The 16,449-nt window shown below is 72.3% G+C and carries 19 protein-coding genes; 11 read left to right on the forward strand and 8 right to left on the reverse strand.

From position 1 onward, the window contains the following. Window position 1: 1 nt before the first annotated feature. Both efeU and ABZ915_RS31820 read left to right on the forward strand, forming a co-directional pair. On the forward strand, window positions 2-874 hold the full coding sequence (efeU, locus tag ABZ915_RS31815; RefSeq protein WP_361810390.1) for an iron uptake transporter permease EfeU: 873 nt from the start codon (window positions 2-4) through the stop codon (window positions 872-874). Then, window positions 834-1,826, forward strand: coding sequence for a hypothetical protein (locus ABZ915_RS31820; protein WP_361810392.1), 993 nt, complete (start codon window positions 834-836; stop codon window positions 1,824-1,826). The genes efeU and ABZ915_RS31820 overlap by 41 nt, the downstream gene beginning before the upstream one ends. 43 nt (window positions 1,827-1,869) lie before the next feature. Here the strand turns inward: ABZ915_RS31820 and ABZ915_RS31825 are convergent, their stop codons facing one another. Together ABZ915_RS31825 and ABZ915_RS31830 are read right to left on the reverse strand one after the other, a co-directional pair. Further along, window positions 1,870-2,604 carry a bifunctional DNA primase/polymerase gene (locus ABZ915_RS31825; RefSeq protein ID WP_361810394.1) on the reverse strand — a complete coding sequence of 245 codons (735 nt, stop codon included), beginning with the start codon at window positions 2,602-2,604 and terminating at the stop codon, window positions 1,870-1,872. A 170-nt stretch (window positions 2,605-2,774) separates the two neighbouring features. After that, complete coding sequence (locus ABZ915_RS31830; RefSeq protein ID WP_361810396.1) at window positions 2,775-3,401, reverse strand: TetR/AcrR family transcriptional regulator; 627 nt, start codon at window positions 3,399-3,401, stop codon at window positions 2,775-2,777. Window positions 3,402-3,520: 119 nt separating this feature from the next. On the opposite strand from ABZ915_RS31830, the gene ABZ915_RS31835 reads away from it, so the two are divergent. Further along, window positions 3,521-3,697, forward strand: coding sequence for a DUF6243 family protein (locus tag ABZ915_RS31835; RefSeq protein ID WP_361810398.1), 177 nt, complete (start codon window positions 3,521-3,523; stop codon window positions 3,695-3,697). A 15-nt stretch (window positions 3,698-3,712) separates the two neighbouring features. On the opposite strand, the gene ABZ915_RS31840 is transcribed toward ABZ915_RS31835, so the two are convergent. The 3 genes from ABZ915_RS31840 to ABZ915_RS31850 are packed head-to-tail and all read right to left on the reverse strand — an operon-like array spanning window position 3,713 to window position 7,180. Further along, window positions 3,713-4,702 (reverse strand): small ribosomal subunit Rsm22 family protein, encoded by a 990-nt coding sequence (locus ABZ915_RS31840; RefSeq protein ID WP_361810400.1) that lies wholly within the window; start codon window positions 4,700-4,702, stop codon window positions 3,713-3,715. A gap of 13 nt (window positions 4,703-4,715) precedes the next feature. Further along, window positions 4,716-5,846 carry a serine hydrolase domain-containing protein gene (locus ABZ915_RS31845; RefSeq protein ID WP_361810650.1) on the reverse strand — a complete coding sequence of 377 codons (1,131 nt, stop codon included), beginning with the start codon at window positions 5,844-5,846 and terminating at the stop codon, window positions 4,716-4,718. Next, window positions 5,843-7,180, reverse strand: a complete 1,338-nt coding sequence (locus ABZ915_RS31850; RefSeq protein ID WP_361810402.1) for a multidrug effflux MFS transporter — start codon at window positions 7,178-7,180, stop codon at window positions 5,843-5,845. Before ABZ915_RS31850 ends, ABZ915_RS31845 begins: the two co-directional genes overlap by 4 nt. Before the next feature lie 95 nt (window positions 7,181-7,275). Between ABZ915_RS31850 and ABZ915_RS31855 the strand changes: the two genes are divergently transcribed. After that, window positions 7,276-8,331 (forward strand): Gfo/Idh/MocA family oxidoreductase, encoded by a 1,056-nt coding sequence (locus tag ABZ915_RS31855; protein WP_361810404.1) that lies wholly within the window; start codon window positions 7,276-7,278, stop codon window positions 8,329-8,331. Continuing rightward, on the forward strand, window positions 8,328-9,086 hold the full coding sequence (locus ABZ915_RS31860) for an SDR family oxidoreductase (RefSeq protein ID WP_361810406.1): 759 nt from the start codon (window positions 8,328-8,330) through the stop codon (window positions 9,084-9,086). Before ABZ915_RS31855 ends, ABZ915_RS31860 begins: the two co-directional genes overlap by 4 nt. A gap of 535 nt (window positions 9,087-9,621) precedes the next feature. On the opposite strand, the gene ABZ915_RS31865 is transcribed toward ABZ915_RS31860, so the two are convergent. After that, window positions 9,622-10,797, reverse strand: coding sequence for a serine hydrolase (locus ABZ915_RS31865; protein ID WP_361810408.1), 1,176 nt, complete (start codon window positions 10,795-10,797; stop codon window positions 9,622-9,624). Between the two features lie 152 nt (window positions 10,798-10,949). On the opposite strand from ABZ915_RS31865, the gene ABZ915_RS31870 reads away from it, so the two are divergent. Both ABZ915_RS31870 and ABZ915_RS31875 read left to right on the forward strand, forming a co-directional pair. Next, window positions 10,950-12,455, forward strand: coding sequence for an ABC transporter permease (locus tag ABZ915_RS31870; RefSeq protein ID WP_361810410.1), 1,506 nt, complete (start codon window positions 10,950-10,952; stop codon window positions 12,453-12,455). 57 nt (window positions 12,456-12,512) lie between these two features. Beyond that, on the forward strand, window positions 12,513-13,220 hold the full coding sequence (locus ABZ915_RS31875; RefSeq protein WP_361810412.1) for an ABC transporter ATP-binding protein: 708 nt from the start codon (window positions 12,513-12,515) through the stop codon (window positions 13,218-13,220). Between the two features lie 18 nt (window positions 13,221-13,238). Here the strand turns inward: ABZ915_RS31875 and ABZ915_RS31880 are convergent, their stop codons facing one another. Beyond that, the gene (locus tag ABZ915_RS31880; RefSeq protein WP_361810414.1) at window positions 13,239-14,252 is read right to left on the reverse strand and encodes an aldo/keto reductase; all 1,014 of its coding nucleotides are present in this window, start codon (window positions 14,250-14,252) and stop codon (window positions 13,239-13,241) included. 56 nt (window positions 14,253-14,308) lie between these two features. Next, window positions 14,309-14,635 carry a nuclear transport factor 2 family protein gene (locus ABZ915_RS31885; protein WP_361810416.1) on the reverse strand — a complete coding sequence of 109 codons (327 nt, stop codon included), beginning with the start codon at window positions 14,633-14,635 and terminating at the stop codon, window positions 14,309-14,311. A gap of 142 nt (window positions 14,636-14,777) precedes the next feature. Between ABZ915_RS31885 and ABZ915_RS31890 the strand changes: the two genes are divergently transcribed. The 4 genes from ABZ915_RS31890 to ABZ915_RS31905 are packed head-to-tail and all read left to right on the forward strand — an operon-like array spanning window position 14,778 to window position 16,436. Then, window positions 14,778-15,323: a DoxX family protein gene (locus tag ABZ915_RS31890; protein WP_361810652.1), complete on the forward strand. Its 546-nt coding sequence runs from the start codon at window positions 14,778-14,780 to the stop codon at window positions 15,321-15,323. Window positions 15,324-15,366: 43 nt separating this feature from the next. Continuing rightward, window positions 15,367-15,702 carry a MazG-like family protein gene (locus tag ABZ915_RS31895; protein ID WP_361810418.1) on the forward strand — a complete coding sequence of 112 codons (336 nt, stop codon included), beginning with the start codon at window positions 15,367-15,369 and terminating at the stop codon, window positions 15,700-15,702. A 45-nt stretch (window positions 15,703-15,747) separates the two neighbouring features. Next, window positions 15,748-16,005: a type II toxin-antitoxin system prevent-host-death family antitoxin gene (locus tag ABZ915_RS31900; protein WP_361810420.1), complete on the forward strand. Its 258-nt coding sequence runs from the start codon at window positions 15,748-15,750 to the stop codon at window positions 16,003-16,005. Then, window positions 16,002-16,436 carry a PIN domain-containing protein gene (locus tag ABZ915_RS31905; RefSeq protein ID WP_361810422.1) on the forward strand — a complete coding sequence of 145 codons (435 nt, stop codon included), beginning with the start codon at window positions 16,002-16,004 and terminating at the stop codon, window positions 16,434-16,436. Before ABZ915_RS31900 ends, ABZ915_RS31905 begins: the two co-directional genes overlap by 4 nt. Window positions 16,437-16,449: the final 13 nt, after the last annotated feature.

The raw sequence follows: 16,449 nt of genomic DNA on the forward strand, positions 1-16,449 counted from the left end.
CGTGTTCTCCAACTACCTGATCGGTCTGCGCGAGGGCCTGGAAGCCAGCCTCGTCGTCTGCATCCTGATCGCCTACCTGGTCAAGACCGGCCGCAAGGACGCCCTGAAGCCGATCTGGATCGGCATCGGCATCGCCGTCGCCATCGCCATGGGCTTCGGCTGCGTCCTCGAATTCGGCTCCCAGGAGCTGACGTTCAAGGCACAGGAGGCGCTCGGCGGTTCGCTGTCGGTCCTCGCGGTGGGCCTGGTGACCTGGATGGTGTTCTGGATGCGGCGCACCGCCCGCCATCTGAAGTCGGAGCTGCACGGCAAGCTGGACGCGGCCCTGGCCATGGGCACGGGCGCGCTGGTCGCGACGGCGTTCCTGGCCGTGGGCCGGGAGGGCCTGGAGACCGCCCTGTTCGTGTGGGCGTCGGTGCACGCGGCGTCCGACGGCACCCCGCGCCCGCTGGTCGGCGTGGCGCTGGGCCTGGCGACGGCGATCCTGCTCGGCTGGCTGTTCTACCGGGGCGCGCTGCGGATCAACCTCGCCAAGTTCTTCACCTGGACCGGCGGGATGCTGGTCGTGGTCGCGGCCGGCGTGCTGGCGTACGGCTTCCACGATCTCCAGGAGGCCGACATCATCCCGGGACTGACGAACCTGGCCTTCGACATCAGCGGCACGATCCCGCCGGACAGCTGGTACGGCACGCTGCTGAAGGGCGTGTTGAACTTCCAGCCCGACCCGACCGTGATCCAGGTCACGGTGTGGCTGCTGTACCTCATCCCGACGCTCGCGCTGTTCCTCTCCCCGGTAGGGTTCGCCTCCGGGAAGGGGAAGGTGAACGTACCGGATGACCAGGGATCGCAGCCCTCGCAGGCTCCGCAGGCGTGACCGGAACGCACTCATAGCCACCTCGCTGACCGCTTTGTCGCTGACGGCGAGCGGATGCGTGGTGGTGCACGGGGAGCGCGAGGTACTCCCGGCCGCCACCCGTGCCGAGGCCGCGAAGGCGTTGCAGCAGTTCACGGACGCGTACAACAACGCCGACCGGGCGTACGACCGTTCCCTCGACGCGGATCACGTCACCGGCGCCTTCGGCGACATCGACGGGGCCCGGCTGAAGGCCGGGCATGTGAACAGCCCGAGCGGCAACACGGGGCACACCCCGCTGAAGTTGTCGGACGCGAAGTACACCATCGTCAAGAAGGCGGGCTGGCCGCGCTGGTTCGTGGTGGACGCCGCCGCCAACAAGGGCGGTGCGGCGCGCTGGCTGTTCGTCTTCACCCGGCACGATCTCGCCGAGCCGTGGCAGGCGGCGTACGTGACGCTGGTGGCCCCCGGCAACGTGCCCGAGTTCAAGAAGGACAAGGACGGCTGGGGCGAGGCCGTCCCCGCGGCCTCCGCCTCACTGGCCGTCGAGCCGCAGCAGCTCAGCCGGCAGTACGCGACGTATCTACAGAGCGGCGGGAGCGTCTTCGCGGACGGCGCGCACACCAGCGGGTGGCGCAAGGACCGCGCGAAGGAGGCCAAGAAGCCGGGTCTGGTCAGGCAGTTCATCGACGAACCGCTGACGAGCGGCGACTACGCGCCGCTGGCGCTGCGCACCGCGGACGGCGGGGCGCTGGTGTTCTTCACCACGCACCACTACGAGAAGCAGACCGCCGCCGCGGGCACCTCCGTGCCCACCCCGGGCGACGACGTGAAAGCCCTGACGAAGGGCGAGGTCAAGCAGTCGCTGACGCTGGAGCTCATGTCCAACGAGGTCGCCCTGGACCCGAAGGCGGGCGGCAAGGTGTCGGTACTGGGCCGGATCCAGGGGCTGACGGGGGCCGAGGGCAGCTAGGACAGGCCCTGGGAGTCCTCACCCGGGCCTGCCCGGCCGGGGGTCAGCGCCGCAGGGGCCAGGCCGCCGCCGCGTGGCCGGTTTCCGCGCCGACATGGCGGGCGCTGGCGTCGGTGAGGATCTCCAGCAGGCTCAGCGGGTCCGGCAGCGGGTGCTCCGGGCCGCGTACCCAGCGCACGGCCTGACCGTCGCCCGGCAGCCGGGCCGGCGGGACCAGCACGTACGAGCCCCGGCAGTGCCAGCGCAGGCCCGGGTGCTCGTCCATGGTCTCGGGGTGGCAGTCCAGCTCGCAGGGCCACCACTCGTCCTCGTCCTCGGGCGTGCCCCGGGTGAGAGTGAAGAACAGCATGCGGCCGTCGTCGCTCTCGGCGACCGGGCCGACCTCGACGCCGGAGCCGAGCAGCCTCTCCAGCGCCTCCCGGCCGGCCTCCAGGGGGACGTCGAGGACGTCGTGCACCATGCCGGTGGCGGTGACGAAGTTGGCCTGCGGCTGGTGGCGGGCCCAGCGCTCGATCTGGGCGCGGTCGGTGGTGGACTGCGTCTGCCAGGCGAACGACACCGGGTGCCGGGCGGGGGTGGGGCAGCCGACGCGGTCGCAGGAGCAGCGGTAGCCGGGCGCGGGGTGGGCGGCGGGCGCGAGCGGCAGCCCCGCTCCGGCGGCGGCCAGCAGCAGGGCCTCACGGCCACCGTCGTCGGCGGCCTGCTTCGGTCGGCGTCCGCGCAGCCACTGGGAGATCTTGCCCTGCCGGCCGGACCGGCCGTCGAACTCCGCGCTCATCTATCGCCTCGCCTCGCCTCTCGTGCGGTCAGCATGCCCTATGGTCCCACCGTCCCACGCTCCGGGGGGCCGGAGCCGACATCCGGGGTGAGTGAGACAAGCCATACCGCGCGCCTGAATCGGGGCGCTTCAGGCGATTTCCCGCAGCACCGGCGGAATCCGACGCCGGGTCAGCGCGTGCCGATCCCGTGCAGCGCGTAGTCGACAAGGGTGTCGGTGTACTCGTGGGAGATGGGGCCCGTGCGCTGCAACCAGCGCTGGGCGAGCGGGGAGACGAAGAGTTCGAGCGCGATGCGCGGGTCGACGCCGGGGCGGACGTGCCCGGCGTCCTGGGCCGCGCGCAGCCGGTCCACGTACAACTGGAGCGACGGTTCGAGCAACTTGGCGACGAAGGCCCGACCGGCCTGTTCGTTGACGACGCCCTCGGCGGCCAGGGCGCGGGAGGGCACCTCGAAGCGGGGGTCGAGCAGTTCGTCGACGGTGGCGCGCAGGACGGCCTTGAGGTCGGCGGCGAGGTCGCCGGTGTCGGGAATGGCGTACGGCTCCTGGCCCGCGGTGCGCGCCGTCTGCTCGGCGAGGTCGAGGAACGCCTCCATGAGGACGTCCGCCTTCGACGACCACCACCGGTAGATCGTCTGCTTGCCGACGCCGGCGCGGGCGGCGATCCCCTCGATCGTGGTCTTCGGGTAGCCGGCCTCTCCGACGAGTTCGAGGGCGGCGGCGTAGATGGCGCGGCGGGACTTCTCGCTGCGGCGGGTGGTGCCGGGGGCGGGCGGGGCGGGCTTCTGGGCGGCCATGGGTTCGAACCTATCAGGTTGACAAGACGGATCGTCTCGCCGACAGTGATGCATGTTCAAGACGAGACGTACCGTCTTGATTTCTCGATCGAATCGACCGCATACGGAGGGAGATCCTGATGTCGCGAGGTGGAAGCGGAAACATGCTGGGCGTCGGCGGCACCCGCCGGAACCTCGGCCGCAAGGCCCTGCGGGGCGGCGGCCAGGACGGCCGCGTGGGCGGCGGCTCCGACCCCCAGGCCCAGAAACGGGAGCTGTTGCGCAAGCTCCAGGAAGGACGGGACACCCGGCGGTGACGCCGGGCGCGGGGGTCAGTCCTCCGCGGGCGGCCAGGGGTCACCCCAGTTCGCGTCCCGGGCCGCCTTGTACAGGTCGCCGTGGCGTTTGGTGACCGTCGTCCGGCGCAGCCGCTCGTCCGTCTCGCACAGGTCGAGGAGGACCTGGCCCTTGCGGATCTGCGGGCGCCGGACCACCCGGGCGGGCGCGGGGGTCACGGGGAGGCGGGTGGCGGCGACGTAGCTGAACTTCTCGTCCTCGTACGCCAGGGAGCCGCCCTTGACCTGGCGGTGCAGGGAGGAGCGGCTGACCCGCGCCGAGAAGTGGCACCAGTCGGTGCCGGGGGCGATGGGGCAGGCGGCGCTGTGCGGGCAGGGCGCGGCGACGTGGAAGCCGGCCGCGACGAGGCGGTCGCGGGCCTCGATGACGCGGGCGTAGCCGGCGGGGGTGCCGGCCTCGACGATCACGACGGCCCGGGCGGCCCGCGCGGCGGCGTCGACGAGCGCCGTGCGGTCGGCCTCGGTCAGTTCGTTGAGGACGTAGGAGACGGTGACGAGGTCGACCGGGTCGAGGGTGAGGGCCGTGCCGATCCGGGCCCGCTGCCAGCGGGCGTCCCTGAGCGCCGGGTGGGCGGCGGCGATCTCCTTCCCGAGCGCGAGCGCGGGCTCGGCCCAGTCCAGCACGGTCACCGGCCGTGTCCCGTCCCAGGTGGCGCTGACCGCCCAGGTCGCCGCGCCGGTCCCGCCGCCGACGTCGGCATGGCTGCCCGGCACCCACCCGGGCACGGCGTCCGCGAACGCCGCCAGCGCCGAACGGACCGCCTCGAAGGTGGCCGGCATCCGGTAGGCGGCGTACGCGGCGACGTCCGCGCGGTCCCGGAGGATCGGCGCGTGGGTCGGGGTGTCCCCCCGGTAGGCGGCGATCAGCCGTTCCACGGCCCTGGCGGCCTGCGAGGGCGGCAGCCCGTCGAGCAGTCCGGTGAGGGTCGCGCGGAGGGTGTCGGCTGGGGAGGCGGGGGTGTTCACGCCCCGAATTCTCTCAGGCCCCCTGGACCGCGCGGGCCATCCTCGTCGCCGCCGCCGCCCGGGGCCCGCTGTCCGGTGGCCGCCGACGGGGGTGCACGGTGTTGGCCAGCAGCACCAGGAACGTGTCCGTGGCCGGGTCCAGCACCAGCGAGGTCCCCGTGAAGCCCGTGTGGCCCGCCGCTCCCCCGCCCGCCAGCTCCCCCATGAACCACGGCTGGTCCACGGCGAAGCCCAGGCCGGGCGGGGTCAGCAGCAGTTCCACGAAGTCGGGGCCGAGGATGCGCGCGGGACCGTACGCGCCGCCCGCGAGGAGGGTGCGGCAGAAGACCGCGAGGTCCCGGGCCGTGCCGAACAGGCCCGCGTGGCCGGCCACCCCGCCCAGCGCCCAGGCGTTCTCGTCGTGGACCACGCCCCGCAGCATCCCCCGGTCCGCCTTGGCCCACGGCCGCCGCTGGTCCTCGGTGGCCGCGGCGTCCGGGCACGGCCCGAAGCCGGTCGCGGTCATCCCCAGCGGCCGGGTGATCCCCTCGTGCACCAGGACGTCGAGGCGGCGGCCGGTGACGCGCTCCAGCACGGACTGGAGCAGCAGCATGTTCAGGTCCGAGTAGACGTACGCGCCCGGCTCACCGCTCGGCGCCTCGGCCCGCAGCAGCGCCGACCGCGCGGTGTCGTCGGCGCAGTCGTACAGCGGCAGCTCGGGGCGCAGCCCGGAGGTGTGGGTGAGCAGCTGCCGTACGGTGACGCCGTGCTCGGCGGCGGCCCGGAACTCCGGGAGGTACGCGCCCACCCGGGCGTCCATGCCGAGGGTGCCCCGCTCGATCTGCTGGACGGCGGCGACCGAGGTGAACAGCTTGGTGAGCGAGGCCAGGTCGAAGGGTGTGTCGACGGTCATCGGCACCCGGGCGGCCGGCGGCGGTTCGACGCCGGCGTCGGTCTCGGGGTCGTAGGAGGCGTACCGCACCGCCCAGCCCGCCGCCTCCCGCACGGCGATCACCGGCCCGCGTCCGGCCACCACGACGACGCCCGCGGCCCAGGGGTGTTCCCCGGCGGTGAGGTCGCGGACCTCGCGGACCAGGTGGCCGAGTTCCGTGCGGTCGAGCCCGGCCCGTTCCGGGGTGTCGACGCGCAGTCTTGGTGCGCTCAGCTCTCCTCCCCCACTCTCGACTTCGCTCGCGCGGGGGGACCCCCATCCTCCGTCCCTGTCCCCGTACGCGTGTTCCAGGGACGGCACAGTCCCACGAAGCAGGCCAGCGCGACCAGTGATCCCGCCAACTGGACGACGGCCATGGGCACGGCGCTGTGCTCACCTGCGACGCCGACGAGCGGCGAGGCGACCGCTCCGACGAGGAAGGAGGAGGTGCCGAGCAGCGCGGAGGCGGAGCCGGCCGCGTGCCGGGTGCGCAGCAGGGCGAGGGACTGGGCGTTGGGCAGGGTGATGCCCATCGCGGACATCAGCACGAAGAGGGCGGCGGCGACGGGGGCGAGGCCGACGTCCCCGAAGGCACCGGCGGACATCAGCAGCAGCGCGCCGGCAGCGAGCACGACGACGGTCAGGCCCACGGCCAGCACCCGGTCCAGGCGGACCCGGCCGACCAGCACCTTGCCGTTGACCTGCCCGGCGACGACCAGGCCGACGGAGTTCAGCCCGAACAGCAGGCTGAAGGTCTGCGGGGAGGCGCCGTAGATCTCCTGGATGACGAAGGGCGAGGCCGATATGTAGGCGAACAGCGCGGCGAAGGCGAAACCGCCCGCGAGCATGTAGCCGGTGAAGGGCAGGTCGGCGAGCAGCCCGCGCATCGCGCGCAGCGCCTCGCCGACGCCGCCGCCGTGGCGTTCGGCGGGCGGCAGGGTCTCGGGCAGCCGGAGCCAGACGAGGCCGGCCAGCAGGGCCCCGACCACCGTCAGGACCACGAACACGCCCCGCCAGTCCGTCACCCGCAGGATCTGACCGCCGATCAGCGGCGCGACGATGGGCGCGGCCCCCGAGACCAGCATGAGGGTGGAGAAGAAACGGGCCATGGCCACGCCGTCGTACAGGTCGCGGACGACCGCACGGGCGATGACGATCCCGGCCGCGCCCGCGAGGCCCTGCGCCAGCCGGAAGGCGACCAGGGTCTCCACGGTGGGCGCGAACGCGCACAGGGCGGTCGCCACGACGTACACGGTGAGGCCGACGAGCAGCGGGCGTCTGCGGCCCCACCGGTCGCTCATCGGGCCGACCACCAGCTGCCCGAGCGCCATCCCGGCCAGGCAGGCGGTGAGGGTGAGCTGGACGGTCGCCGCGGGCGCGTGCAGGGAGCGGGTGACCGCGGGCAGGGACGGGAGGTACATGTCCATCGCCAGCGGGGGTGTCGCGGTGAGGCCGCCGAGGACGAGGATCAGCAGGAGGCCGGTGCGGCGCACGGCCGGTACGGACGGCTCCCGCGGTGCGGACCCCTGCTTCAGCTCCGGTGCCGACGCCGCCGCGTGCTCGCCCATGTGCCCCTCCCTCTCCGTGCCGATCGGCACCTATGCTCTCAGCTCGTACACGCCGGTCGTACACAGTGCCGGGGATCACATGAGCGAGGGTGGGGATGGCGGAGCAGAGCGTGCGGTGGGGGATCCTGGCGACGGGCGGGATCGCCGCCGCGTTCACGGCGGACCTGGTGGACCTGCCGGACGCGGAGCTGGTGGCGGTGGCCTCGCGCAGCGGTGAGTCGGCGCGGGCGTTCGCGGAGCGGTTCGGGATCCCGCGGGCGTACGGCGACTGGGAGGCACTGGCGAACGACGAGGACATCGATGTCGTGTACGTCGCCACCCCGCACTCGGCGCACCGGGCGGCGGCCGGGCTGTGCCTGGAGGCCGGGCGGAACGTGCTCTGCGAGAAGCCGTTCACGCTGAACCTGCGCGAGGCCGAGGAGCTGGTCGAGCTGGCGCGCGGGCGCGGGCGCTTCCTGATGGAGGCGATGTGGATGTACTGCAACCCGCTCATCCGGCGGCTGAAGGCGCTGGTCGACGACGGCGCGATCGGTGAAGTGCGCACCGTGCAGGCCGACTTCGGCCTCGCCGGGCCCTTCCCGCCCGCGCACCGGCTGCGGAACCCGGCGCTCGGCGGCGGCGCGCTGCTCGACCTGGGCGTGTACCCGGTGTCGTTCGCGCAGTTGCTGCTCGGCGAGCCGTCCGACGTGACCGCCCGCGCGACGCTGTCCCCGGAGGGCGTCGACCTCCAGACGGGCGCCCTGCTGTCCTTCGACGGCGGCGCGCTCGCCTCGGTGCACTGCTCGATCGTCGGCGGTACGTCCGTCACGGCGTCGGTGACCGGCTCGCGGGGCCGGATCGACATCCCGTCCGGCTTCTTCCACCCCGACCGCTTCGTGCTGCACCGCGACGGCCGCGACCCCGAGGAGTTCGCCGCCGACCCGGCCGACGGGCCGCGCAGCAGCCTGCGGCACGAGGCGCGGGAGGTCATGCGGGCGCTGCGGGCGGGCGAGACGGAGTCCCCGCTGGTGCCGCTGGAGGGCACGCTCGCGGTGATGCGGACCCTGGACGCCCTGCGGGAGCGGATCGGTGTGCGCTATCCCGGGGAGCCCGGGGATCTCGGGGACCTCGGGGACCTCGGGAAGGGAGCCTCGTACGCTCCCGTGTCATGACTGACGAGCGGACGAGGATCGCGGTGGTGACCGGCGCCGGTTCCGGTATCGGACGGGCGGTCTCCGTGGAGCTGTTGCGGGCCGGATGGTCGGTGGCGCTGGCGGGGCGGCGTACGGAGACCCTGGCGGGGACGGCGGCGCTGGTGCCCGAGGGTGCCGCGCTGACCGTGCGGACCGATGTGGCGCGGCCCGAGGAGGTGGCCGCGCTCTTCGCCGCCACGGTGGACCGGTTCGGGCGCGTCGACCTGCTGTTCAACAACGCGGGCACCTTCGGCCCCGGCGGGGTGCCCGTCGAGGAACTGCCGTACGACGCCTGGCGGCACGTGGTGGACACCAACCTCAACGGGGCGTTCCTGTGCGCGCAGGCCGCGTACCGCCGGATGAAGGAGCAGGACCCGCAGGGCGGGCGGATCATCAACAACGGCTCGATCTCGGCGCACACGCCCCGCCCGCACTCGGCCGCCTACACCGCGACCAAGCACGCGCTGACCGGCCTGACGAAGTCGCTGGCTCTGGACGGCCGGCCGTACCGGATCGCGGTCGGGCAGATCGACATCGGCAACGCGGCCACCGACATGACGGCCCGGATGTCGACGGGCGCGCTCCAGGCCAACGGAGAGGTAGCCCCGGAACCGGTGATGGACGTCGCCGACGTGGCGCGCACCGTGCGGCACATGGCCGAGCTGCCGCTGGAGGCGAACGTGCAGTTCGCGACGGTCCTGGCGACGACGATGCCGTACGTGGGGCGGGGCTGAGTTCCCCACGCTCCGTCAACTCCCCGATTTACACAAGTGGAATTCCAACGTCCGCGGTATTGCGGCCGATAGCGGACCTATGCTCAAATTTCTTCACCAGAGCTTCACAGTTGGAGCACTGGTGTTCCGCGGCCACACCGAGGGGGGAAGCGGCAGCCGTTCCACGGCACCGGAGTGGGGGTGGACCTTTCGCGCCAGAGCGCGGGGTACGCACCGGTGAGTGGAACGGCTGCCGCTTGAGCAGACCGGGGGCCGGCCGCCATGTTCCGCTTGTCTGCGACGGCCGGCCCGCGGGATCCCGGCGTCACCGAACCGTCGACGGGGCTGCTCCCCGTGCTCGGCGGATTCGCTCGCGCGGGACCTGTCGAGGGCGCTCCGGCGCCTTGCGATCACACGCTCGCCCGGGGGCACTCCCGTCGCCGCCGCGCGACAGGGCCACCGCGCGGCGACGGAGCCCGACGACCGGCCCCGCGGCCTGTGGCAAAGGCCCCGCCTGCCCGGCCTCGGACGGACGACGGGGCCTTCGCGACAAGTCCTAGCCCGGCTGCTCCCCGTCCGGCTTGCCCTTCGCGGTCGCTCCCGTCTTGCGTCGCCGCAGGGCCCACGCGCCCGCGCCCAGCAGGGCGACCGTTCCCGCGGCCCCTTCCAGCAGGCGCCAGCTCGACGGGCGGCCTGCCGAGCCCGGTGCTCCGGCGGCGGCCTCGGCGGTCTTGCGCGCGGGCGCCGGGGTGGCGCCGGCCTTCGCGCCGCCCTCGCTGAGCGGCTCGACCAGCGCGCCGACCGCCTGCGCGGCGCCGCCCTTGCCGAAGCCCCAGTCGAGCAGCGCGGCGGTCTCCTCGTAGACGGCGTTGCCGCCGCTCTTGGGGTGCATCACCGTGACGAGCAGGGTGCGCCCGCCGCGCACGGCCGCGCCGGTGAAGGTGTTGCCGGCATGGCTGGTGTAGCCGTTCTTCACCCCGATCAGGCCCTTGTACGTGCCCAGGCCCCACGCCCCCGTGAGCAGCCGGTCGGTGTTCTGGATCTGGAAGGTCTTCTTGCCGCCCGCCGGGAAGTCGGCGGTCCGCGTGCCGCAGTAGCCCCGGAAGTCACCGTCCTTCAGCCCCTGCCGGGCGAAGAGGGTCAGGTCGTACGCCGAGGACAGCTGCCCCTTGTGGTCGAAGCCGTCCGGGCTGACCACATGGGTGTCCAGGGCCTGGAGATCGTCCGCCCTGGCCTGCATCTCGGCGACCGTCTTCGCCAGCCCGCCGTTGAGGTGGGCGAGGACGTGCACCGCGTCGTTGCCCGAGCGCAGGAACACCCCCTGCCACAGCTGGTGGATGCTGTACGTGATGCCGGGCTTGACGCCGACCAGGCTGGAACCGGCCGGGACGTCGGCCAGGTCGGCATCGGTGACCTTGTACTTCATCTCGCGGTCCAGCTTCCGCAGCACGGTGTCCGCGAACAGCATCTTCAGCGTGGACGCCGGCGCCAGCCGCCGGTGCGCGTCGAACGAGGCGAGCACCTCACCCGTGTCGTGGTCGGCGACGAGCCATGAAAGGGCGGTGAGCTTCCTGGGCAGCCCGGTGGCGCCGCGTACCTGGATTCCGGTGCGGGCCAGCCGCGCTCCGCCGATCGCCGTCGCGGCGGACGCGGGCGTGGCAGCCGACAGGGGAAGGGCGGCGGCCGTCAGACCTAGGGCGGCACGCCGACTGAGCCGAGAACAATCGCGCATCCCGGGACCGTACACCGAGCCCGTCATACGAAAATCTCACCCCGGTACCCGCTTTCTCAGCCCTGACACATGTTTTACCCAGGCGCGCTCAAAGGTTCCTCCCTAATTTGGCGCCGCGCCCACAGCGGGCGCCAAGAACCTCGAGGAACGGGATGTTTGGCATCTATCTCAAGCGCGAGCTGAGCCGGCGCAAGAAGGCCGCTCTGGTCATCGCGATGGGTCTGGCGCTCGGAATCGCGCTGGTCATCACCGTCAACTCGGTGTCGGCCGGCATGCAGCAGGCGCAGGACAAAGTCCTGAAATCGCTGTACGGCCTGGGGACGGACATGACCGTCACCAAGGCCCGGACGGCTCCCAAGGCCGGCAGCTCGCAGGGCCCGAACTTCAAGTTCGACGCCAAGTCGAGCAGCAAGTCCTCGCAGAGCTCCGACCGGGTGATGACGCAGGGCGGCCAGGCCTTGAAGTCCTCCCTGGTGGAGAAGGTCTCCGCGCAGAAGGGCGTGGACAGCGCGGTCGGCGCCCTGTCCCTGAACGTCACCAAGGTCGACGGCTCCTTCACCCAGGGCAAGGCGAAGTCCTCCACGTCGAGCTCCTCGGGCTCCTCGGGCTCCTCGGGCTCCTCCGGCTCCCAGCAGCAGGGCGCCCCGGGCGGCGGCAGCAGCGGCGGAGGCGGCGGCCAGCCGCAGGTGCAGGGCGGCGGCGCCAACTTCAACGTGAACAGCTACTCCGTGGCCGGCGTCGACGTCACCGACCAGGAGCTCGGCCCGCTGGCCGCGATGAAGATCACCTCCGGCAAGACCTTCACCTCGGCGCAGACCAGCGCCAAGGTCGCGGTGGTCAGCAAGTCCTACGCCAAGGAGAAGAAGTACAAGGTCGGCTCGACCTTCAAGGTCTCCGGCACCAAGTTCACGGTCATCGGCATCGCCACCCCCGACAGCAGCGAGTCCACCACCGACGTCTACCTGCCGCTGAAGCAGGCGCAGACGCTGGGCGACGCGAAGAACGAGGTCACCACGATCTACGTCAAGGCGACCGACTCCCAGCGGATCTCCGCCGTGAAGAAGGAGATCCAGTCCAACATCTCCGGCACGACGGTCACCACCTCCTCCGACCTGGCCTCCACGGTCTCCGGCTCCCTGTCCACCGCCTCCAGCCTCGCCTCCAGCGTCGGCAAGTGGCTGTCCATCGCCGTGCTGGCCGCGGCCTTCCTGGTGGCCGCGCTGCTCACCTCCTCCGCCGTGTCCCGGCGCGTGCGTGAGTTCGGCACCCTCAAGGCGCTCGGCTGGCCGAGCCGCAAGGTCACCCGCCAGGTGATCGGCGAGTCCATGGTCAACGGCCTGATCGGCGGCGGTCTCGGTATCGCCCTGGGCCTCGCGGCCGCCTACACGGTCACCGCGATCAGCCCGAAGCTGACCGCGCAGCTCGGCAGCAGCGGCGGCGGCATGGGTGGCGGCCCCGGCGGCGGCCCGGGAGGCGGCGGCCCCGGCGGGCAGTCCGCCTCCAACACCCTGGAGATCGCCCTGTCGGCCCCCGTCTCCCCGACCACCATCGCGCTCGCGGTGGGCCTGGCGGTCACCGGCGGCCTGATCGCCGGCGCCATGGGCGGCTGGCGCGCCTCCCGGATGCGCCCGGCCGACGCCCTGCGCAGCGTCTCGTAACCCACCTGCTTCCCGCTGCTTCTCATTGCTTCCCGCTGCTTCCGTTACGGAGTTCCCATGTACAGACTCACCGACGTCACCAAGCGCTACACGCGCGGCAAGGAGACGGTGGAGGCGCTGCGCGGCGTCGACCTCACCATCGCCGACGGCGACCAGCTCGTCATCCAGGGCCCCACGGGTGGCGGCAAGTCCACCCTCCTCCAGATGATCGGCGGCCTCGACCGCCCGACCGAGGGCAGCGTCGAACTGGACGGCGTGGACCTCGCGCGCATCAGCGAGACCAAGCTGACCCGGCTGCGCGCCGAGAAGATCGGCATCATCTTCCAGGCGTTCAACCTCATCCCGACGCTCACCGCGCAGGAGAACGTGGAGACCGCCCTGGTCCCCCTCGGCGTCAGGCCCGCCGAGCGCCGCGAGCGCGCGGCGGAGGCCCTGCGCTCGGTCGGCCTCGGCGAACGCCTCGGTCATGTCCCGACCGAGCTGTCCGGCGGCCAGCAGCAGCGCGTCGCCATCGCCCGCGCGCTGGTCAAGAAGCCGAAGGTACTCCTCGCCGACGAGCCCACCGGCAACCTCGACGAGGGCACCCGCGACGACATCATGGCCCTGCTGGAGGGCCTGTGGCACGAGTACGGCCTCACCTTCATCATGGTCACCCACGACTCGTCGATCGCCCGCCGCGCACCGCGCCTGGCCACCATCAAGGCCGGCCAGATCACGCTGACCGAGCAGCAGCCCTATGTTCAGCACGGCGCCCAGGGCCACTGAGCCCTCTGTCGGGGCCGCTCACCTCCCGAGTATCCGGTCGATGTCGGCCAGCTGCTCCGGGGTGAGCGGCCCCTTCTCCATGGCGCCCGCGTTCTGCTCGGCCTGGGCGACGGAACGGAAGCCGGGGATCGGGACGGTGTGCGGGCTGCGCGCCCACAGCCAGGCGAGGGCACCCTGAGCGGGGGTGCGGCCGCCGCTGGTGAGGACGTCCTTCAGGGCGTCGACCCGAGCCAGCCACTCGGGGTCGGCCCCCGACCCGTCGACGTAACCCCCCAGCCAGACCGGCGGCCGGCTGCGGATGTCCCCGGCCTCCAGCGCGTCCCCGGCCCTGCGCCTTCCGCTCAGCAGGCCCATGGCGAGCGGGCTGCGGTTGATGCTCGCGAGCCCCGACCGCTCGCACAGCGCCAGCATCTCGGGTGCGTCCTGGAGGACGTTGAGCGCGTGCTGTACGGCCGTGCAGTGCTCCCCCTCGGCGAAGACGGCGGCGCGGGCCGGATCGTCGGTGCTCCACGCGTAGGCACGCACGAGCCCCTCCGCGACGAACTCCTCGCACAGATCCCGCAGTTCGGCCGCGCGGCCGGTGTCGAGATCGGACAGATGCAGCTGATAGAGATCGACGTGGTCCGTGCCGAGGCGGCGCAGGGAGGCGGTGAGCGCACGACGGGCGTGCTCCGGGGAGTCGTCGCTGCCCGTGCGGGTCCGGGTGTCCTCGTCGAACACGGTGCCCCACTTGGTGGCGACGACGACCTCGTCGCGCCGCTTGCCGAGCGCCCGGCCGAGGACGCGCTCGCTGTGCCCGGCGCCGTAGGTGTCGGCGGTGTCGAAGAAGGTGACGCCGAGGTCGAGGGCGCGCCGGACGGCCCGTACGGACTCCTCGTCGTCGACCTTGCCCCACCCGAGGGGCTGCCCGTCGGCGTCCTGCCACTCACCGCCGATGGCCCAGCAGCCGAAGCCGAGCGCGCTGACCTGTATGCCGCTGCGTCCCAGTGTCCTGGTGCCGTCGAAGCTCTCCGTGCTCTCCATGCTCTCCATAGCAAGGACGCTAGGAGTTGAAGCGCACACGAAGGCAAGCCCTTACCGCCGAGCGATCACGCCTGCCCGGTCTCGAACCGCGAGATCCGCCCGTCGTCCTCCACGACGAAGCTCCACCGGGTACGCATCTCACCCCAGGTGTCGTTGCGGTACCGGGCGACGAGCGCACGGCCGCCGCGGGACTCGTTGTCGACCTCCATGTGCCCGTGGGAGGAGAAGATCTCCCGGTCGGTCCACTCGGCGAGGTCCCGGTCGGAGCCGTCGTCGGACATGGTGGCGCCGGGCGCGAGGAGCGACATGAAGCCCTCGCGGTCATGGGCGTTGACGGCGTTGACGAAGGCCCGGACGGCCGGATCGCTGAGCTTGGCTGTCTGAATCGTCATGGCAGTCAGACTCACACCGCTCCCTCGCCCCCGCCACCCGAACGGCACACCGGGCAGGCCGGTGAGGTGTGGACGATGCGACGGTGGAAACGCGAGGGGTGACCGTTTCTGCCAGCTGCACGACTGGGGAGCAACCGTGACGGTGAACTGCTACGACCGACGCGATCTGGGCCTGCTGCTACTCCGCCTGGGGACCGGCGGAGTGCTGGTGGCCCACGGCGCACAGAAGCTGTTCGGCTGGTTCGGCGGGCATGGCCTGGAAGGGACCGGCAAGTTCATGGAGTCCGTCGGCTACGCCCCCGGCAAGGCGAGCGCGACGGCCGCGGGCCTGGCGGAGACGGGCGGCGGCACACTGCTGGCGCTGGGCCTCGCGACCCCGGCGGCGGGCGCGGCGGCGGCCGGCGCGATGGCCGGTGCGGCGGCGGTCCACATGCCGAACGGCTTCTTCGCCCAGGAGGGCGGCTACGAGTACGCGGCCACCCTGGGCCTGGCCGCCACCGGCCTCGCCGTCACCGGCCCCGGCCGCCTCTCCCTCGACCACGCCCTCGGCCACCTCTTCGACCGCGGCTGGATGGTCCCGGCGGCCCTGGGCGTGACCGCGGCGGCGACGGCGGTGGTGATCGGCGCGCGGAACAAGCGGCTTCAGCGGTCCAAGGAGGGCGAGCAGGACCCCCTGTTCGAAGACTGACGAACCGTTCGCGGACCGAGAGGGACATGGCAGTCTGCGTCCCATGACCGATCAGGCCCCGGACCTCTGGCCCACCATCGACGCCCTCCAGACCTGGCTGGACGCCAACCGCCCGCCCGACGCGGCGGACTCCCTCCTCCTGCGCATCCTGAAACTCTCCGAGGAGGTCGGCGAGGTCGCCCAAGCGGTGATCGGCACCACCGGCCGCAACCCCCGCAAGGGCGTCACCCACACCTGGCAGGACGTCGAGGCCGAACTCTGCGACGTCGTCATCACGGCCCTGGTGGCCCTGCGGACGCTCACACCGGACGCGCGGGAGGTGTTCGCGGGGCATCTGGCGAGGGTGGCGGAGCGGTCGCTGGGCACGGAGCGGTCGTGAGCAACGGACACTTCGGGTTGCGCGTCACGTAGTACCGTGTACTACATGGAGACCACGGCCCGCGAGTTCAATCAGAACGCCTCCCGCATCCTCGCCGCCGCCGAACGCGGCGAGAGCATCACCGTGACCAAGAACGGGCGGCCGGTCGCCATACTGTCCCCGGTCGGTGACCGGCAATCCGCCGTGCTCGCGTACCCCGGTGACCCCATGGGAGAGGACGACGAAGCACCGGTGTTCCACAGCGGATCCGCCGTGGACTGGTCCGCGGGCCGCGGTGACTACCTGGAGGGGTTCGGCTCGTGACCGTTCTCATTGCCGACACCTCAGGGCTCCACGCCTACTACGACGGCAGCGATCGGGCACACAAGGAATGCCGGTCGGCCGTGGCCGCGGCTGCCCATCTGGTCGTAACGCCCCTGGTACTGGCCGAACTCGACTATTTGCTGAGCACCCGGATCGGCCCGGAGGCCGCGCAGGGAGCACTGGCGCACATCCGCGACCGCGTGGCGGTGCGTCGGTATGCCGTTCCGGAGATCGAGCCCCACTTGTCGACCGCGCTGGTGACGATGAAGCGGTATCCGCAGGTCGGGCTCACGGACACCATGAACGTCGTCATGGCGGCGCAGTACCACACCGACGCCGTTCTGACGCTGGACCGCCGCCACTTCCGGACACTGCGCCCCCTCACCGGGCATACCGCGTTCCGCCTCTGGCCCGACGACTGCGACCGCTGACGATCAGAGGTGC

This window comes from Streptomyces sp. NPDC046915, from assembly GCF_040644935.1.
In the GTDB taxonomy this organism is placed as follows: domain Bacteria; phylum Actinomycetota; class Actinomycetes; order Streptomycetales; family Streptomycetaceae; genus Streptomyces.

Excerpts from the sequence above, each read along its gene's own strand:
- ABZ915_RS31820 (WP_361810392.1), top strand. The coding sequence starts at position 834 with ATGACCAGGGATCGCAGCCCTCGCAGGCTCCGCAGGCGTGACCGGAAC.
- ABZ915_RS31825 (WP_361810394.1), bottom strand. The coding sequence starts at position 2,604 with ATGAGCGCGGAGTTCGACGGCCGGTCCGGCCGGCAGGGCAAGATCTCC.
- ABZ915_RS31830 (WP_361810396.1), bottom strand. The coding sequence starts at position 3,401 with ATGGCCGCCCAGAAGCCCGCCCCGCCCGCCCCCGGCACCACCCGCCGC.
- ABZ915_RS31835 (WP_361810398.1), top strand. The coding sequence starts at position 3,521 with ATGTCGCGAGGTGGAAGCGGAAACATGCTGGGCGTCGGCGGCACCCGC.
- ABZ915_RS31850 (WP_361810402.1), bottom strand. The coding sequence starts at position 7,180 with ATGGGCGAGCACGCGGCGGCGTCGGCACCGGAGCTGAAGCAGGGGTCC.
- ABZ915_RS31855 (WP_361810404.1), top strand. The coding sequence starts at position 7,276 with ATGGCGGAGCAGAGCGTGCGGTGGGGGATCCTGGCGACGGGCGGGATC.
- ABZ915_RS31860 (WP_361810406.1), top strand. The coding sequence starts at position 8,328 with ATGACTGACGAGCGGACGAGGATCGCGGTGGTGACCGGCGCCGGTTCC.
- ABZ915_RS31865 (WP_361810408.1), bottom strand. The coding sequence starts at position 10,797 with ATGCGCGATTGTTCTCGGCTCAGTCGGCGTGCCGCCCTAGGTCTGACG.
- ABZ915_RS31870 (WP_361810410.1), top strand. The coding sequence starts at position 10,950 with ATGTTTGGCATCTATCTCAAGCGCGAGCTGAGCCGGCGCAAGAAGGCC.
- ABZ915_RS31875 (WP_361810412.1), top strand. The coding sequence starts at position 12,513 with ATGTACAGACTCACCGACGTCACCAAGCGCTACACGCGCGGCAAGGAG.
- ABZ915_RS31880 (WP_361810414.1), bottom strand. The coding sequence starts at position 14,252 with ATGGAGAGCATGGAGAGCACGGAGAGCTTCGACGGCACCAGGACACTG.
- ABZ915_RS31885 (WP_361810416.1), bottom strand. The coding sequence starts at position 14,635 with ATGACGATTCAGACAGCCAAGCTCAGCGATCCGGCCGTCCGGGCCTTC.
- ABZ915_RS31895 (WP_361810418.1), top strand. The coding sequence starts at position 15,367 with ATGACCGATCAGGCCCCGGACCTCTGGCCCACCATCGACGCCCTCCAG.
- ABZ915_RS31900 (WP_361810420.1), top strand. The coding sequence starts at position 15,748 with ATGGAGACCACGGCCCGCGAGTTCAATCAGAACGCCTCCCGCATCCTC.